The sequence below is a fragment of the Kitasatospora sp. NPDC048194 genome, from assembly GCF_043202455.1.
GTDB lineage: Bacteria > Actinomycetota > Actinomycetes > Streptomycetales > Streptomycetaceae > Kitasatospora.
The window spans coordinates 13,466-28,344 of sequence record NZ_JBIDAK010000055.1 but is presented as its reverse complement, the minus strand read 5'-3'; the positions used below and the strand labels follow the sequence as shown (position 1 = coordinate 28,344).

General features: G+C 75.1%; 11 protein-coding genes. 7 read left to right on the top strand and 4 right to left on the bottom strand.

Annotated features, from left to right (window positions below; translation table 11 throughout):
• Positions 1 to 91: 91 nt before the first annotated feature.
• Entirely contained in the window at positions 92 to 1,150 is a 1,059-nt protein-coding gene (locus ACGF07_RS34805) for an IPT/TIG domain-containing protein (protein WP_392905557.1), read from the bottom strand.
• Positions 1,151 to 1,335: 185 nt separating this feature from the next.
• Here ACGF07_RS34805 and ACGF07_RS34800 point away from each other — a divergent pair, with 185 nt between their 5' ends.
• The 4 genes from ACGF07_RS34800 to ACGF07_RS34785 all read left to right on the top strand — a co-directional run bounded on the left by ACGF07_RS34800 (position 1,336) and on the right by ACGF07_RS34785 (position 9,296).
• Positions 1,336 to 2,865: a hypothetical protein gene (locus ACGF07_RS34800; RefSeq protein ID WP_392905554.1), complete on the top strand. Its 1,530-nt coding sequence runs from the start codon at positions 1,336 to 1,338 to the stop codon at positions 2,863 to 2,865.
• A gap of 142 nt (positions 2,866 to 3,007) precedes the next feature.
• Complete coding sequence (locus ACGF07_RS34795; RefSeq protein ID WP_392905552.1) at positions 3,008 to 3,883, top strand: hypothetical protein; 876 nt, start codon at positions 3,008 to 3,010, stop codon at positions 3,881 to 3,883.
• A 42-nt stretch (positions 3,884 to 3,925) separates the two neighbouring features.
• A complete protein-coding gene (locus ACGF07_RS34790) occupies positions 3,926 to 8,512 on the top strand; it encodes a hypothetical protein (protein ID WP_392905550.1) in 4,587 nt (1,528 codons plus the stop codon).
• A 19-nt stretch (positions 8,513 to 8,531) separates the two neighbouring features.
• Positions 8,532 to 9,296 (top strand): metallophosphoesterase, encoded by a 765-nt coding sequence (locus ACGF07_RS34785; RefSeq protein WP_392905547.1) that lies wholly within the window; start codon positions 8,532 to 8,534, stop codon positions 9,294 to 9,296.
• A 47-nt stretch (positions 9,297 to 9,343) separates the two neighbouring features.
• On the opposite strand, the gene ACGF07_RS34780 is transcribed toward ACGF07_RS34785, so the two are convergent.
• Entirely contained in the window at positions 9,344 to 9,751 is a 408-nt protein-coding gene (locus ACGF07_RS34780) for a hypothetical protein (RefSeq protein WP_392905544.1), read from the bottom strand.
• A 157-nt stretch (positions 9,752 to 9,908) separates the two neighbouring features.
• Complete coding sequence (locus ACGF07_RS34775; RefSeq protein WP_350750039.1) at positions 9,909 to 10,604, bottom strand: FCD domain-containing protein; 696 nt, start codon at positions 10,602 to 10,604, stop codon at positions 9,909 to 9,911.
• A 153-nt stretch (positions 10,605 to 10,757) separates the two neighbouring features.
• Here ACGF07_RS34775 and ACGF07_RS34770 point away from each other — a divergent pair, with 153 nt between their 5' ends.
• Entirely contained in the window at positions 10,758 to 11,312 is a 555-nt protein-coding gene (locus tag ACGF07_RS34770) for a gluconokinase (RefSeq protein ID WP_350750042.1), read from the top strand.
• 73 nt (positions 11,313 to 11,385) lie between these two features.
• Positions 11,386 to 12,780 (top strand): GntP family permease, encoded by a 1,395-nt coding sequence (locus tag ACGF07_RS34765; RefSeq protein WP_392905541.1) that lies wholly within the window; start codon positions 11,386 to 11,388, stop codon positions 12,778 to 12,780.
• A 63-nt stretch (positions 12,781 to 12,843) separates the two neighbouring features.
• Here ACGF07_RS34765 and ACGF07_RS34760 read toward each other — a convergent pair whose 3' ends face one another.
• On the bottom strand, positions 12,844 to 13,467 hold the full coding sequence (locus ACGF07_RS34760) for a TetR/AcrR family transcriptional regulator (protein WP_392905538.1): 624 nt from the start codon (positions 13,465 to 13,467) through the stop codon (positions 12,844 to 12,846).
• Between the two features lie 77 nt (positions 13,468 to 13,544).
• Here ACGF07_RS34760 and ACGF07_RS34755 point away from each other — a divergent pair, with 77 nt between their 5' ends.
• The gene (locus ACGF07_RS34755) at positions 13,545 to 14,774 is read left to right on the top strand and encodes an amidohydrolase family protein (RefSeq protein ID WP_392905536.1); all 1,230 of its coding nucleotides are present in this window, start codon (positions 13,545 to 13,547) and stop codon (positions 14,772 to 14,774) included.
• The last annotated feature ends 105 nt before the right edge of the window (positions 14,775 to 14,879 follow it).

Genomic DNA, 14,879 nt, shown 5'->3' with positions numbered 1-14,879 from the left:
GCTCTTCGGTCGTCACAACCCGAATGCTGGACACCCTCCCTGCATGCCCGGAGCAGAACCGGCAAACCCAGCCGACTTCGGAACTACTCGTCTAGGCCGTGTACGTGTACGTCACCGGCGCGCTGGTGCCGCCCGCCGTGGTGACGGTGACGCCGACCGGCCCCGGCTGGGCGGCCGCGGGCGCGTACGCGGTGCAGAAGGACGGCCCGCACGAGACGTGCGCGGCCGGAACCCCGCCGAACGCCACCGTCCCGTACGTCAGGTTGCTGCCCTGGACGTACACCCTCGTCCCGCCCGCGACCGGCCCGCCGGCGGCCGTCAGGGCGCTGACCACCGGTGCGGCCGGCGCCGGCGGCGGGGCGCCGGTGTAGTCGAAGGCGGCCGGCGCCGTGGCCGTGCCGCCCGGGGTCACCACGCTGACCGGCGCACTGCCGGAGCCGCCCGATGTCGTCACCGTGCAGGCGGTGTCGGTGCAGCTGCCCGCCGCCGGGACACCGCCGACCAGCACCATGCCGTGGGCCAGGTCGGTGCCGCGCACGGTCAGCGCGGTGCCGCCCGCGCCCGGTCCGGTGGTGGTGCCCAGGGCGGCCACGGCCGGCGCGCCCTGGACGGTCGGGGGCTGCGGGCCGGTGCCGAGGAGGTAGGTCGACACGTGGCCGGTCGGGTCGGTGTCGTTCGGGTTGCCGACCGTCACCGTGATCGGCCCGGTCGCGGGCGCCGTCCCGTTGGTCGCCAGGTAGACCTTCATGAAGTTGCTGCTGCCCGGCGTGCGGGTGGCGGTGAACACCGCCTCCAGGTGCCGGCCGTCCGGCGAGACGGTCTCGGTGAAGGTGTAGTCGTACGGGGTGTTGTAGAACAGCGCCCCGCTCGTGGTGACCCCGGGCGGGAGGTCGACCGTGAGGTGGGTCGGGCCGGTGAGGTCGGCGGTGCCCGCCGAGGTCCAGGTCACCCCCATGTTGGTGGAGTCGTGGGCGAAGACCGGGTAGTTGCCGGCCTGGGAGACCGTCACGTGCTGCGCTGAGGGGGCGGGTGCGGTGGCCGGCGCGGCCGTGGCGATGACCGGCGCGGCCGTGGCGACGGCGGCTCCGGTGCTGAGGACGGTCACGGACAGCGCGGCGGCGAGGCCCGCCTTGGCCAGTCGGGTGATCATGGGTCCATCGTCACCGAACCGGCGCGCCGCCCTCACGGTTTTGTCGAATGCCGGTTCGGGAATGGCGGAATTCCTTCGGACCGCCGTTCCGGAATCGCCCGCGCACCCGTTTCCCACCTGCCGCTGCGCCCACCGGTAAGGTCCGTTTCGGTCGATGTCGGTGCGAACCTCTAATCTTGTCCACCGTGACCGCCATCGCTGACCCGCCCGAGCACGGCCTTCGGCCGCCCGCCGCCTCCGTGCGGCCCGCGCCCGGCCCCGCCGCCGACGAGGGCCTGGCCCGCCGGCTCAAGGCGCTGGCCTGCACCGCCCCGCTGCACGACCTGGACAACCGCAAGGTGAACCTGGCCGGCGAGTACGGCGGCTACGCGATGGCCGAGGTCGGCCTCGCCGCGATCGACCTGGTCACCCTCAACATGGACTTCGACACCGGGGCCGACCGCGACACGGTGCTCGCCCGGCTGCTGCCCCGGGTCGCCGCCCAGGCGCCGACCCGCCACTCCGCCGAGCACGAGCGGGTCGCCCGCTGGGTGCTGGAGTCGCTGATCAACGTCGGCAGCGTGGACCGCGGCTTCCGCGCCGTCTACGGCACCTTCGGCGCGGACGGCACGTACGTCCGGCGCGACTACGACTTCAAGCTGATCGAGGAGGTCCCCGGCCCCGACGGTGGCGTCTACCTGCGCACCACCGACGAGGCCGTCAACGTCCTGGTCGGCGCGCTGGACACCGACGTCACCTCGGCCCAGATCGCCGCCGAGGTCAAGCTCGAGGTGCTGATCCGCCGCGGCCGCCTGGCCGACGCCCAACTCGCCGCCGAGCAGGCCCGCTACCGCACCGTCCAGTACGCCGAGACGCTGCGCCGCGCACTCGACGCCACCCGCCGCAACGTCCGCGCGGTCGACTGGATGCGGGCGATCCCCGACCTCATCGACGAGGCGCTGGACCACATCGCCGACCGCTACCGGCACGAGAACGCGATTCTCACCAACATCCGCAAGGCCCGCGACGAGGCCGAGGATCCGGAGCACAAGCGCCGCGCCGCCGAGCTGGTCGACATCGTCAAGGACTGCATCCGCCGCCACACCCAGCTGCAGACCCGCCTGCTGGAGGCCGGCCCGCTGTTCCGCGCCGAGCAGGACCGCCAGGCCTTCGCCGCCCCCGGCGCCCGCAGCGGCATCGACCTGTACGGGCAGCTGCTCGCCCCCGTGCTGAGGCTGCCGATAGAGCAGGCCGTCCGCCCCACCGACGCCTTCTTCGCCCGCGGCGCCGGCCTGCGCACGCCCGTCGCCGTCCGGGTCACCGACCTGGTCGACCTGCTGCTCACCCCGCCGGTCGAACGCGAACACCTCGGCGCCGAACTGCCCGACCCGGACCTGGTCGCCACCCCGGACGACAGCCGCTTCTCCGAAGCCCAGCTGGAATCCGCCCTGGAGCTGCTCGACCTGCCCCCGGACGCCCCCCGCCGGCTCTCCGGCCTGCTCGCCGACGCCCGTCGGCGGGACCCCGAACTCCCCTACCTGGTCGCACTCCTCGCCGTGCACGCGGCCAGCCCGCCGGTCGGCACCGCCTACCGCCAGGGAGAGGAGCGGCTGCTGTTCGCGGTGGACGACGGCACCCCGCTGCGCGACCCGGAGTTCGGCGGCGCCGACCTCATCGTCGGCAGCGCCCTGCTCGACGCGGCCGGCATGGCCGCCGACCGCAAGGACGCCGGCTGACCAGCCGGACCGCCGACGGCACCGCCCACCCCGGGCGTCCCCGGCACCCCAGGCACCGACCCCCGCAACCGACCTCCCAGGCACCGACGTTGACGCACCGCCAGAGCACCCCCGACAGCAGCAGCCCCGAGGAGCACCGCCCGTGACGACCCCCCACGACACGTCCTGGGCGCCCGAGACCGAACCCGCGGCCCCCGCGCCGATCACCCCGGCCGACGTCGCCGACGCCGCCCGGCTGGTCTCCTTCGGCCTCCAGGCCAAGCTGCTCCCCGCCCGCGACGCCGAGTACGCCGAACTCGTCCGCCGCCACCGCGAGGACCCGCCGTTCGCCCGCCTCGCCGACGCCATCGCCACCGGCATGGGCCTGGTCGTCCTGGAGGTCTCGCCGCGCGCCGGCATGGCCGTCGCCGCCGCCGAGGACTCGCTGTTCGCCGTCCGGATGGGCGACTACTCGCGCCGCGCCGCCTCCGAGACCACCGACCGCTTCCTGCACGGCCTGGCCCACCTCGCCGTCGCCGCGATGGCCTTCCCCCGCCCCGAGGACCTCGCCGACGACGGCTACCTCGGCCGGATCACCGTCAACGGCGTCGACTCCTTCGTCCGCCAGGCCTGCCGCCGCCTCGAGGAACAGGCCGACGCCGAGGGCGCCAACACCGACCCGGCCTCCGACGCCCCCGGCCTGGAGGCCGCCTGGCGGGTCTGGGCCCGGCGCACCGCCACCGGCGCCACCAAGGACGCCCGCCGCCTCTCCGGCTCCACCATCGGCATCGTCGCCAAGGCCGTCATGTTCCTGGTCGACTCCGGCTTCCTGCAGAAGGTCTCCGACGACTCCGGCGGCACCTACCGCACCACCGCCCGCTACCAGCTCCAGGTCCGCGACCTGGCCGGCAGCGCGGCCATGGCCGAACTGCTCGACCTCGGCATCGTCCCGGTCTCCGACGGCACCGCCAGCCTGCTGCCGCCGGACACCACCGACGAGCTGGTCGCCGACGCCGGCCTGCCGTTCCACTCGCTCTGACCGTTCCGACACTCCCACAGACCGCACGGAGAACCGCCGCACATGTACGAGCTCAACCGGGTCCGCCTCTACTCGATCGGACCGGCCGGCGCCCGATACGCCGACACGGTGCTCGACCTGCGCGGCGTCGGCGAGCCCGTCGCCGACCCCGCCCCGCAGCAGATCGGGCTGTTCGGCGAGGACACCGACGGCCCGATCCGCCGCCCGGCCCCGGCCGGCGTGCTCTTCCTGGAGAACGGCGGCGGCAAGTCCGTCCTGCTCAAGCTGATCTTCTCGGTGATGCTGCCCGGTCACCGCAACACCCTCGGCGGCGCCAGCTCCGGCGTGCTGCGCAAGTTTCTGCTCGCCGACGACTGCGGCCACGTCGCCCTGGAGTGGCAGCACACCGTCACCGGCGAGCTGATCGTCGTCGGCAAGGTCAGCGAGTGGCGCGGCCGGCAGATCTCCTCCGACCCCCGCAAGTTCGCCGAGACCTGGTACTCCTTCCGCCCCGGGCCCGGGCTCACCCTCGACTCGCTGCCGGTCGCCGAACGGGTCAGCCTGGCCGGCGACCAGAAGGCCCGCGGCCGCCGCCGCACCATGAAGGGCTTCCGCGACGCCCTCACCGAGGCCGGCAAGGCCCACCCCTACCTCGACCTGGTCTTCGAGGACGGCCACGACCGCTGGACGGAGCACCTCGGCGAGCTCGGCCTCGATCCCGAACTCTTCCGCTACCAGCGCGAGATGAACGCCGACGAGGGTGAGGCGGCCGGCCTGTTCGCGGTCAAGCACGACAGCGACTTCACCGACCTGCTGCTGCGCGCCGTCACCGACACCCGGGACACCGACGGCCTCGCCGACCTGGTGCACGGCTTCGCCGCCAAGCTCGGCCGGCGCGCCGAACTCACCGCCGAACGCGACTTCACCGCCGGCTCGCTCGACCTGCTCGAGCGCATCGTCGAGGCCACCGCCGCCCGCGAGACCGTCCGCGAGGCCCACCGCACCGCCGAGCGCCGCACCCGCCGGCTCGCCCACGCCCTCACCTCCCGCGCCGCCGCCGAACGCGACCGCGCCCAGGACCTCGCCATCGAGGTGGCCGCCGCCGCGAGCGCCGTCACCGCCGCCGAGGCCGACCGCACCCGGCACGGCCTGATCGCCGACGAACTCGCCCACCGGCACGCCACCCTGAGCCTCGCCGCGGCGACCGCCGAGGCCGCCGCACTGCGCCGCGAACTCATCGACGCCCGCACCCTGCACTCCGCCTGGCAGGCCGCCGAGGCCGTGCTGCGCCAACGCGCCGCCGCGGACCGGGTGGCCAGGGTCGCCGCCGCCATCCGCGAGGCCGAGCTGGACGCCGCCCCCGCGCTCGCCGCCCGGGCCGCCGCCGCCACCGCCCTCGCCCGCGCCCTGGAGGCCGCCGCCGCGGCCGCCGAGTCCCGCGCCGACACCGAGGAGCAACGCGCCGGCGAACTCCAGGAGGACGGCGCCAAGGCGCAGTCCGAGGCCACCGAGGCCGCCACCGCCGCCCAGAAGGCCCGCAGCGAGGCCGAACACCTGCGCCAGCGCCTCGCCGAGGTCGAGCAGGAGACCGCCGCCGCCGTCGAGGCCGGCTTCATCGACGCCGACGGCGACGTCGACCCGGCCCGCGCCGCCCTGCACGCCGCCGACGTCGAGAAGGCCGCCGCCGCGGCCCTCGCCCAGGCGCGCGCCGCCGCCGAGGCCTCCGCCGCCCGGCTGCGCGAGGCCGCCGCCGCCACCTCGCGCGCCGAACTCGCCGCCGAGCGGGCCGGCGACGCCCGCAAGGCAGCCGCCCGGGCCCTGGCCGCCGAACAGCGCACCGCCGCGCTGCTCGCCACCGAGCAGCGGCTCGCCGACCTGCTCTCCCTGACCCCCGCACCCACGGACTGGAGCGAGGACGGGTCGGGCGCCGAGGAGGACGCCGGCTTCCTCACCCCCGCCGTCCTCGACCGCAACGCCGAGTACCTGCGCGAACTCCTCGACGAGGCCATCGCCACCGCCGAGCGCACCCTGTTCGACCTGCGCACCGCCGCCGCCGACGACGCCCGCATCCTCGCCGCCCTCGGCGACGGCGGTCTGCTGCCGCCCGGCCCCGACGTGCTGGCCACCGTCGAGTACCTGGCCGAGCACGGCATCCCCGCCCTGCCCGGCTGGCGCTACCTGGCCCAGTCCGTGGACCCGGCGGACCACGAGGCGATCCTCGCCGCCCGCCCCGAACTGGTCGACGGCGTGGTCGTCACCGACCCGGCCTCGCTGGAGCGGGCCCGCGAGACCCTCCAGGCAGCCGCGCTGCTGCCCCGCTCCACGGTCGCCGTCGGTGCCGCCGCCTCGCTGGTCGCCCCGATCACCGACGAGCCCGCCTTCTTCCTGGTGCCGCCGAACCCGGCCATGCACGACGAGTCCGCCGCCGACGGCGAGCGGCGCGAACTGCGCGCCCGGGCCGGCGCCCGCGAGGAGCACATCCGCGAACTCGCCGGCCGCCTCGGCGCCGACCGTGCCCTCGCCGCCCGCCTCGCCTCCTGGCACGCCAGCTGCCCGCCCGGCACGCTCGCCGAACTCGCCGCCGCCGCCGAGGCCGCCCGCGAGCACGCCGAACAGGCCGCCGCCGCCCTGGCCACCCTGCGCGCCGAGCACGACGAGGCCGAGACGGACCACGCCACCGCCGCCGCCGCCCACGAGGAGCACCGCGAGGCCGCCCAGCGCGCCCGCCGCCGCGCCGACGCCCTCTCCGGCCTCGCCTTCCGCCTGCGCGAACGCGCCAACTGGAGCCGCCGACAGCGCGAGCTGGCCGAGGACGCCGCCGAGTGCGACCGCCGCCAGGCCGTCTGCGCCGAACGCGCCCGCACCTGCGACGAGGACCGCCGCGCCGCCCAGCGCGCCGCCGACGACGCCCGCCGCACCGCCCGCGCCCTGCGCGCCGAGCGCGCCGAGATCTCCGCCGCCGAGCAGACCGACGAACCCGTCGGGCCGACCGCCCCGGTCTCCCTGCCCGCCCTGCGCGAGGCCTACCGGGCCGCCTCCCAGCTGTACGAGAAGGTCGGCGTCGGCGCGGACCTGCGCGCCGAACAGGCCCGCGCCGAGGGCGACGAGGCCGCCGCCGCGGCCGAGCTCGACCGCCTCACCAACAAGGTCCGCACCCGGGCCGAGGAACTCCTCGGCAGCCCCGACGGCGCCGACGGCCCCGCCCGCCAGGCCGCCGCCGCCCGCGCCGAGGAGCTGGTCGCCACCATCGAGGCCCGTTCCGCCGCCGCCAGCGAGCAGCTCGGCCGGCTCCGCGGCGAGGTGGAGCGCTCTGCCCCGGCCGACGGCGAGGCGCACACGGAGCTGCCCGAGGAGCTCGTCCCCACCGACCCCGAGCACGCCCAGACCCTGCTGCGCGCCGCGACCAGCCGCCTGGCCGAGTGCCGCGAGGCCGTGGACGCCGCCCGTACCGTCCACGCCGACCTCCAGCGCACCTTCGACGCCGCCCAGTCCGCCGCCGCCGGCTTCGACGAGCTGGCCGGTCAGCTGCGCGACGGCCTGCGCGACCACCAGGACGACCCGGACGAGCCCGCCGAGCCGTACCTCGGCTCCCTCGCCGAGGCGCGGAACGCCTGCACCGAGGCCCGCCGCAGCCTGCGCACCGCCGTCGGTGAGCTGTCCTCCGCCGAACTCGCCGTCCGCGACGCCTCCGACGCGCTCGTCCGGCACGCCAACGCCGCCCGCTACGAGGCCGTCCGCACCCCGGCCCGCCAGCAGATCCGCGAACTGCCCGCCTCCGCGCTGCCCGAGCACGCCGCCGCCTGGGCCGCCGCCTTCGCCCCCCGGCTGCGGGTGCTCACCGACGAACTCGCCCAGCTGGAGCGCAACCGCGGCTCGATCGTGGACCGGCTGCGCGGCCTGGTCGAGTCCTCGCTCACCACCCTGCGCGCCGCCCAGCGGCTCTCCCGGCTGCCCGAGGGCCTGGGGGAGTGGTCCGGCCAGGAGTTCCTGCGGATCCGCTTCGAGGACCCCGACCACGCCACCCTGGTCGAGCGCCTCGGCGAGGTCATCGACGAGGCCACCCGGGCCGCCGTCAAGAAGAACAGCGACCTGCGCCGCGACGGCATGTCCCTGCTGCTGCGCGGCGTCGCCGCCGCGATCGGCCCCAAGGGCGTCAGCGTCGAGATCCTCAAGCCGGACGCGGTGCTGCGCGCCGAGCGGGTCGGCGTCGGCCAGATGTCCGACGTGTTCTCCGGCGGCCAGCTGCTCACCGCGGCCATCGCGCTCTACTGCACGATGGCCGCGCTCCGCGCCAACGACCGGGGCCAGTCGCAGCTGCGGCACGCCGGCACGCTGTTCCTGGACAACCCGATCGGCCGCGCCAACGCCACCTACCTGCTGGAGCTCCAGCGCGCGGTGGCCGACGCGCTCGGCGTCCAGCTCATCTACACCACCGGCCTGTTCGACACCACCGCGCTCGCCGAGTTCCCGCTGGTGATCCGCCTGCGCAACGACGCCGACCTGCGGGCCGGGCTCAAGTACATCTCGGTGGAGGAGCACCTGCGCCCCGGACTGCCGGCCCAGCAGGACCCGGACGGCCCGACCATCCACGGTGAGATCACTGCCACAAGGATGTTCAAGCGCCCGGCGGAGGTTCCCACGCAGGCGTGAACTCACTAGCGTGATCGGCATGCTGACGATCGCGCACCTGAGTGACATCCACCTCGGCCAGGACCACCGCCGGGACCGCGGCGAGCGGGCCCGGCGGCGGGCCGAGCAGGTGATGGCGTACCTCGACGCCCTGCCCGGCCCACTGGACGCGGTGCTGGTGACCGGCGACCTCGCCGACCACGGCCTGGCCGCCGAGTACGAGCAGGTGGCCGAGGTGCTGGCCTCCCGGCACCCGGTGCTCACCTGCCCCGGCAACCACGACGCCCGGGAGCCCTACCGGCAGGTGCTGCTCGGCGGGGCACCGGGCGAGGAGGGCCCGATCAACCGGCTCCACCAGTTCCCCGGCGCCGACGTCCTGATGCTCGACTCGTCCGTCCCCGGGCAGGACGACGGCCTGCTGGACGGGGGGACGCTGGACTGGCTGGACACCCGCCTCGCCGCCGGACGGGCCGACCTGCCGGCCCTGATCGCCTTCCACCACCCGCCGGCGGAACTGCACCTGCCGATGGTCGACGGGATCCGCCAGTTCGGCGAGGCGGACCTCGCCGGGGTGCTGCGGCGCCACCCCCGGGTGGCCGCCCTCCTGTGCGGCCACTCCCACACGGCCGCCGCGACCACCTTCGCCGGCCTGCCGCTGCTGGTCGCGCCCGGCGTGGTGTCCACCGTCACGCTGCCCTGCGAGGGCGGCTCCGGCATCTCCTTCGACCACCCGCCGATGCTCGCCTTCCACGTCCTGGACGGATCCGGCCGGATCACCACCCACTACCGGGCCGTCCCGGCCTAGAGCCCGTCCTCACCCGGCTCCCGGTCCCCGGTCCCCGGCCTCCGGTGTCAGGGCCGCGGGGCCGGTATCCGCGGTCGTGGCTGGGGCGGCTGGTACGCCGGCCGGTGCGACTGGTGCGGCTGCTGGTAGACCGAGCCGTCGGCCCGGGGGAACGGCCGGGCCGCCAGGGGTTCCGAGGGCGGCCGACCGCCCGTCGTCGGGTGGGCGGAGCCCGGCACCCGGGCCCGCTGCGCGGCGATCTGGCGGGAGATCAGGATCTCCAGCAGGCACCACATGGTCCCGAACACCCCGAGGCCCATGGCCATCAGCGCCGGCACCAGCATCCCACTGCCCGCGTACGAGGCCAGCGTCGCGACGACCACGCCGACCAGTGTGAAGGCGAGCGAGAGCACCGCCCGGACGGCGGCGGCGCGCACCTCGTCGGGAAGGCGGCGACGGCGGCGTGGCACGGACATCGAGCGACCCCCAGGCGCGGATCCGGCGGCGGGCACGGGACGGGCGCGCGCGGCGTGCGCCCCAACGGTTCACTCTGCCCCACCGGTCCGCGAGTATGCGTCCGAACCCACCGAACTGCCCGCAAACCGTCTCATCCGGACAGGAGTGGCCGGCGGGTCAGCCCAGCTGCTGGTCGAGCTCCTCCAGCGCGCCCGTCACGATCGTCCGCATCGCCGACTCGGCGTGGGCGGCGTCGCCCGAGCAGATCGCGTCCGCGACCTCGCGGTGCAACCGGATCGCGTACGGCTCCGGCTGATGGGGCATCAGATGGTACTCCGTCCGCCCGGTGAGCACTGCCCCCACGGTGTCCCCGAGGTGGGCGAACATCTCGTTGCCGGAGGCGCGCAGCACCAGCGAGTGGAAGGCGATGTCGTGTCCGAGGAAGGTGGTGAGGTCCGCCGCCCGTGCGGAGACGGTCAACTCCACGGCCAGTGCGCTGAGTTCGCGCCGATCGTCGTCGGTCGCGTGGACGGCGGCGAGCGCGGCCGCAGCGGGCTCGACGGCCACCCGCAGCGAGCCGAGCGAGCGCAGCTGGGCCGGGCGGTCGGATCCGGCCAGCCGCCACCGGATCACCATCGGGTCGAAGACGTCCCAGAGCGACTTCGGCTGCACGGTGATCCCGACCCGTCGCCGGGAGGCCACCAGCCGCATCCCCTCCAGGACCCGCACCGCCTCCCGGACCACCGTCCGGGAGACACCGAACCGCTCTTCGAGATCCTCCCCGCGCAGCACCGCGCCCTCGGGGATCTCCCCGGACGCGATCGCCGGCCCGAGTTCGTCAAGCACCCGACCGGGCAGCCCCTGGATCTCCATCCGCTCAGGGTAGACGCCGAGCGGCCGCGACCCGACCCCGGCCTGCGGTCCCGGCGGGCCGGGGAGTAAAAGTATGACGATTTGGTTTCCACCTCTTGAATACGTCATATCTTTGAAGCGATAGTGGCGGCCTGCAACGAAGGAGCACCACCCATGGCTCTCAGCGTCGAGAACCACGACCACCCGGTCGCACCCCCCGCCGTCGTGGTGATGGGCGTCTCCGGCGTCGGCAAGACGACCCTGGCCCGCCTCCTGGCCGACCGCCTCGGTCTCCCCTTCGCCGAGGCGGACGACTTCCATCCGCCGGCCAACATCGCCAAGATGTCCGCCGGTATCCCGCTGGACGACCGGGACCGCGAACCCTGGCTGCGCGCCATCGGTGCCTGGCTCGAGGAGCGCACCGCGGCCGGCACCGGCGGCGTGGTCACCTGCTCGGCGCTGAAGCACGGCTACCGCGACATCCTGCGCGCGGACGCCCCGGAGGCCTTCTTCCTGCACCTCAGCGGCGGTCACGAGCTGGTCGAGGACCGGCTCGCCCACCGCACCGACCACTTCATGCCGGTGTCGCTGCTCGGCTCCCAGTACGCCGCCCTGGAACCCCTGGGCGCGGACGAGCGCGGCGCCGTCCTGGACGTGGGCCCGTCCCCCGAAGAACTCGTCGAGAAGGCCGTGGCGCTGCTGCGGCCCGTCAATGGAGACCTCACGTGAGCGAGCGAAGCGAGCGAGCCATCAGAAGACGCGTACGGGCGCACGCCCCGGCCGCGCGAAGCGAGGCGGGCGCATGAGCACCGTCCCCACCCTCCTGGCGGCCGCCCCGCCGGCCCTGCCGCACACCGGCAGCAACACCCAGCTGCTGGTCGCGGTACTGCTCAGCATCGGTGCGATCATCCTGTTGATCACCAAGCTGAAGCTGCACCCCTTCCTCGCCCTCACGCTCGGCTCCGGGCTGCTGGCCGTCGTCGCCGGCGCCCCCTTCGACAAGCTGCTGAACAGCTTCTCCACCGGCTTCGGGGCCACCGTCACCAGCGTCGGCCTGCTGATCGGCCTGGGTGCGATGCTCGGCAAACTGCTGGCCGACTCCGGTGGCGCCAACATCATCGCGGACACCGTGCTGTCCCGGACCGGCCCCCGGGCGCTGCCGTGGGCGATGGCGCTGATCGCCGCCCTGCTCGGCCTGCCGCTGTTCTTCGAGGTCGGCGTCGTCCTGCTGATCCCGATCGTGCTGCTGGTCGCCCGCCGCGGCAACGTGCCGCTGATGCGGGTCGGCATCCCGGCGCTGGCCGGCCTGTCGGTCCTGCACGGCCTGGTCCCGCCGCACCCGGGCCCGCTGGTCGCCATCGACGCGCTGAAGGCCGACCTCGGCATCACCCTGGCGCTCGGCCTGCTGATCGCCGTCCCGACCCTGGTCATCGCCGGTCCGCTGTTCTCCCGGGTGGCCGAGCGGTGGGTGGGTCCGCTGGAGATCCCGACCGCCGTCACGCCCGAGGAGCCGGTCGAGCGCGAGCGCACGCCGTCCTTCGGCGCGGTCCTGGCGACCATCCTGCTGCCCGTGGTGCTGATGCTCGGCAAGGCCCTCGCGGACGTCGTGGTCGACGACCCGAAGGCGATGGTCCAGCGGATCCTCGACTTCGTCGGCTCCCCGCTGATCGCCCTGCTCGCCGCCACCCTGCTCGGCATGCTGACTCTCGGCAGGGCGGCCGGCTTCGACAAGGCGCGGATCTCCGACACCGTCGGCAAGGCGCTGGGCCCGATCGCGGGCATCGTCTTCATCGTCGGCGCGGGCGGTGGCTTCAAGCAGACGCTGATCGACGTCGGCGTCGGGGACATGGTGAAGCACTGGTCCGCCCAGTGGCACATCTCGGCGCTGCTGCTGGGCTGGCTGATCGCGGTGCTGATCCGGCTGGCCACCGGCTCGGCGACGGTCGCCACCATCACCGCGGCCGGCATCGTCTCCCCGCTCGCGGCGAACATGTCCTCGACCCACTCGGCCCTGCTGGTGCTCGCGGTGGGCGCCGGTTCGCTGTTCTTCTCGCACGTCAACGACGCGGGCTTCTGGCTGGTGAAGGAGTACTTCGGGATGAGCGTCGGGCAGACGCTGAAGTCCTGGTCGGTGATGGAGACGGTGATCTCGGTCGTCGCGATCGCCCTGATCCTGCCCCTGAGCCTGATCGTCTAGCGCGCGGGCGAGCCCGGAGGGGCGGCACCCGTACCGTACGGGCGCCGCCCCTCCGGCGTTCCGTCAACTCCCCAGCAAGCCCGACAGCACCGCCCCCGTCGCGGCCAGCAGCTCCCCGGCCGCCGCCCCGCCGGCCGCCGTCCGCGCCAGCAGCCCCTCGCGGGCCGCGAGGATCACCGCCGCCGCCTGTTCGGCGCCGGCGCCCGCGGGCACCAGCCCGGGCAGCGTCCGCAGCAGGACGTCCGCCAGGGCCCGCGCGACCGCCCGGTCGTGCGCGGCGACCTGCTCGGCCAGCGCCTCCGACCGGGCGGCGACCAGCCTGAACTCCAGGAACAGCAGGATCCAGCCGGTCTCGGCGGGCTCGACCCGCAGCAGGGCGTCCACCAGCCGCCGGGCCCGCTCCTGCGGCGCCAACGCCTCGCAGGCGGCCGCCAGTTCCTCCAGTTCGGCGATCCGCGCGGCCGCCTGGTCGTCGAAGAGGGCCAGCAGCAGGTCCTCCTTGCCGCTGAAGTTCGAGTAGAAGGCGCCGCGGGTGTAGCCGGCCGCGGCGCAGACGTCCTCGATGCTCGTGCGGGCGAAGCCGACGGTGAGGAACAGCTCGCTCGCCGCGGCGATCAGCCGGGCCCGGGTGTGGGCGCGGCGGCGGGGCGGTCGGGGGGTGGCGGCTTCGGCCGGGGGCGGGTTCACGGGAGAACGATACATGGTGTATTCAGTACAGGTCGTATTCAATACGGCCCGTACTGAAACCGGAGGGGACGACCACCATGAGCCGACCGAACCGCCTGCTGATCACCGGCGCCCACCTGCTCCACCCCGAGGACGGCACCCGCACCGACCGCGGCTGGCTGGAGGCCGCCGACGGCCGGATCACCGCCACCGGCACCGGACGCCCGCCCGCCGCCCCCGAGGACGCCCGGATCATCGACGCCGCCGGCGCCACCGTGCTGCCCGGCCTGATCGACGCCCACGTGCACCTGCTGGTCACCTCGCTCGACCTGCGCGACGTCGCCGACTGGAGCCCCGGCTACGCGACCGTCCGCGCGCTGGCCGAGGCCGAGCGGATGCTGCGCCGCGGCTTCACCACCGTCCGCGACGTCGGCGGCGCCGACCACGGCATGGCCCGCGCCCTCACCGAGGGCCTGGCGCTCGGGCCCCGCCTGCTGCACGGCGGCAAGGCGCTCTCCCAGACCGGCGGCCACGGCGACCTGCGCCCGCTCGGCAGCGACTCGGTGCCCTGCTGCCAGGCCCGCCCCGACTTCGGCCGGATCGCCGACGGCGTGGACGCCGTGCGCGCCGCCGCCCGGGACGAGTTCCGCAAGGGCGCCAAGCACCTCAAGGTGCTGCTCTCCGGCGGCGTCGCCTCCCCGCACGACGAGATCGCCGCCGTCCAGTACAGCGAGGAGGAGATCCGGGCTGCGGTCGAGGAGGCGGAGAACCACAACCGCTACGTGACCGTGCACGCCTACCACCCGCGCGCGATCGACCGGGCCCTGCGGGCCGGCGTGCGGTGCGTCGAGCACGGCAACCTGCTGGACGACTCGACCGTCGACCTGCTGCTGGAGAAGGACGCCTTCCTGGTGCCCACCCTGGTCGCCTACGAGCGGACCGCCAGGCTCGGCGCCGCCTCGGGCCTGCCGCCGGCCTCCGTCGGCAAGCTCGCCGAGGTCCGGGACCAGGGTCTGGCCGCCCTCGAGCGCGCCCACCGCGCGGGCGTCAACCTGGTCTACGGCAGCGACCTGCTGGGACCGCTGCACCCCGCCCAGCTCGAGGAGTTCACGCTGCGCGCCCAGGTGCAGCCGGCCGCGGACGTGCTGCGCTCGGCGACCACCACGGCCGCCCGCTTGCTCGGAATGGCGGGGGAGATCGGCACCCTGGCCCCCGGAGCCCACGCCGACCTGCTCGTCGTGGACGGCGACCCGCTCGCCGACCTCACCGTGCTGACCCGCCCGGAGAAGCACCTCAGGCACGTGGTCAAGGCGGGTGTGCCGGTCTGACGCGCAACGGCGGGGGGGGGGGGGGGGGGGGGGCCGGCCCCCCCCCCCCCCCCCCCCCCCCCCCCCCCCCCCCCGCGCCGGCGCCCGGGGGCGGGGGGGCCACCA

Excerpts from the sequence above, each read along its gene's own strand:
- ACGF07_RS34790 (WP_392905550.1), top strand. The coding sequence starts at position 3,926 with ATGTACGAGCTCAACCGGGTCCGCCTCTACTCGATCGGACCGGCCGGC.
- ACGF07_RS34765 (WP_392905541.1), top strand. The coding sequence starts at position 11,386 with ATGAGCACCGTCCCCACCCTCCTGGCGGCCGCCCCGCCGGCCCTGCCG.
- ACGF07_RS34785 (WP_392905547.1), top strand. The coding sequence starts at position 8,532 with ATGCTGACGATCGCGCACCTGAGTGACATCCACCTCGGCCAGGACCAC.
- ACGF07_RS34755 (WP_392905536.1), top strand. The coding sequence starts at position 13,545 with ATGAGCCGACCGAACCGCCTGCTGATCACCGGCGCCCACCTGCTCCAC.
- ACGF07_RS34805 (WP_392905557.1), bottom strand. The coding sequence starts at position 1,150 with ATGATCACCCGACTGGCCAAGGCGGGCCTCGCCGCCGCGCTGTCCGTG.
- ACGF07_RS34775 (WP_350750039.1), bottom strand. The coding sequence starts at position 10,604 with ATGGAGATCCAGGGGCTGCCCGGTCGGGTGCTTGACGAACTCGGGCCG.
- ACGF07_RS34770 (WP_350750042.1), top strand. The coding sequence starts at position 10,758 with ATGGCTCTCAGCGTCGAGAACCACGACCACCCGGTCGCACCCCCCGCC.
- ACGF07_RS34780 (WP_392905544.1), bottom strand. The coding sequence starts at position 9,751 with ATGTCCGTGCCACGCCGCCGTCGCCGCCTTCCCGACGAGGTGCGCGCC.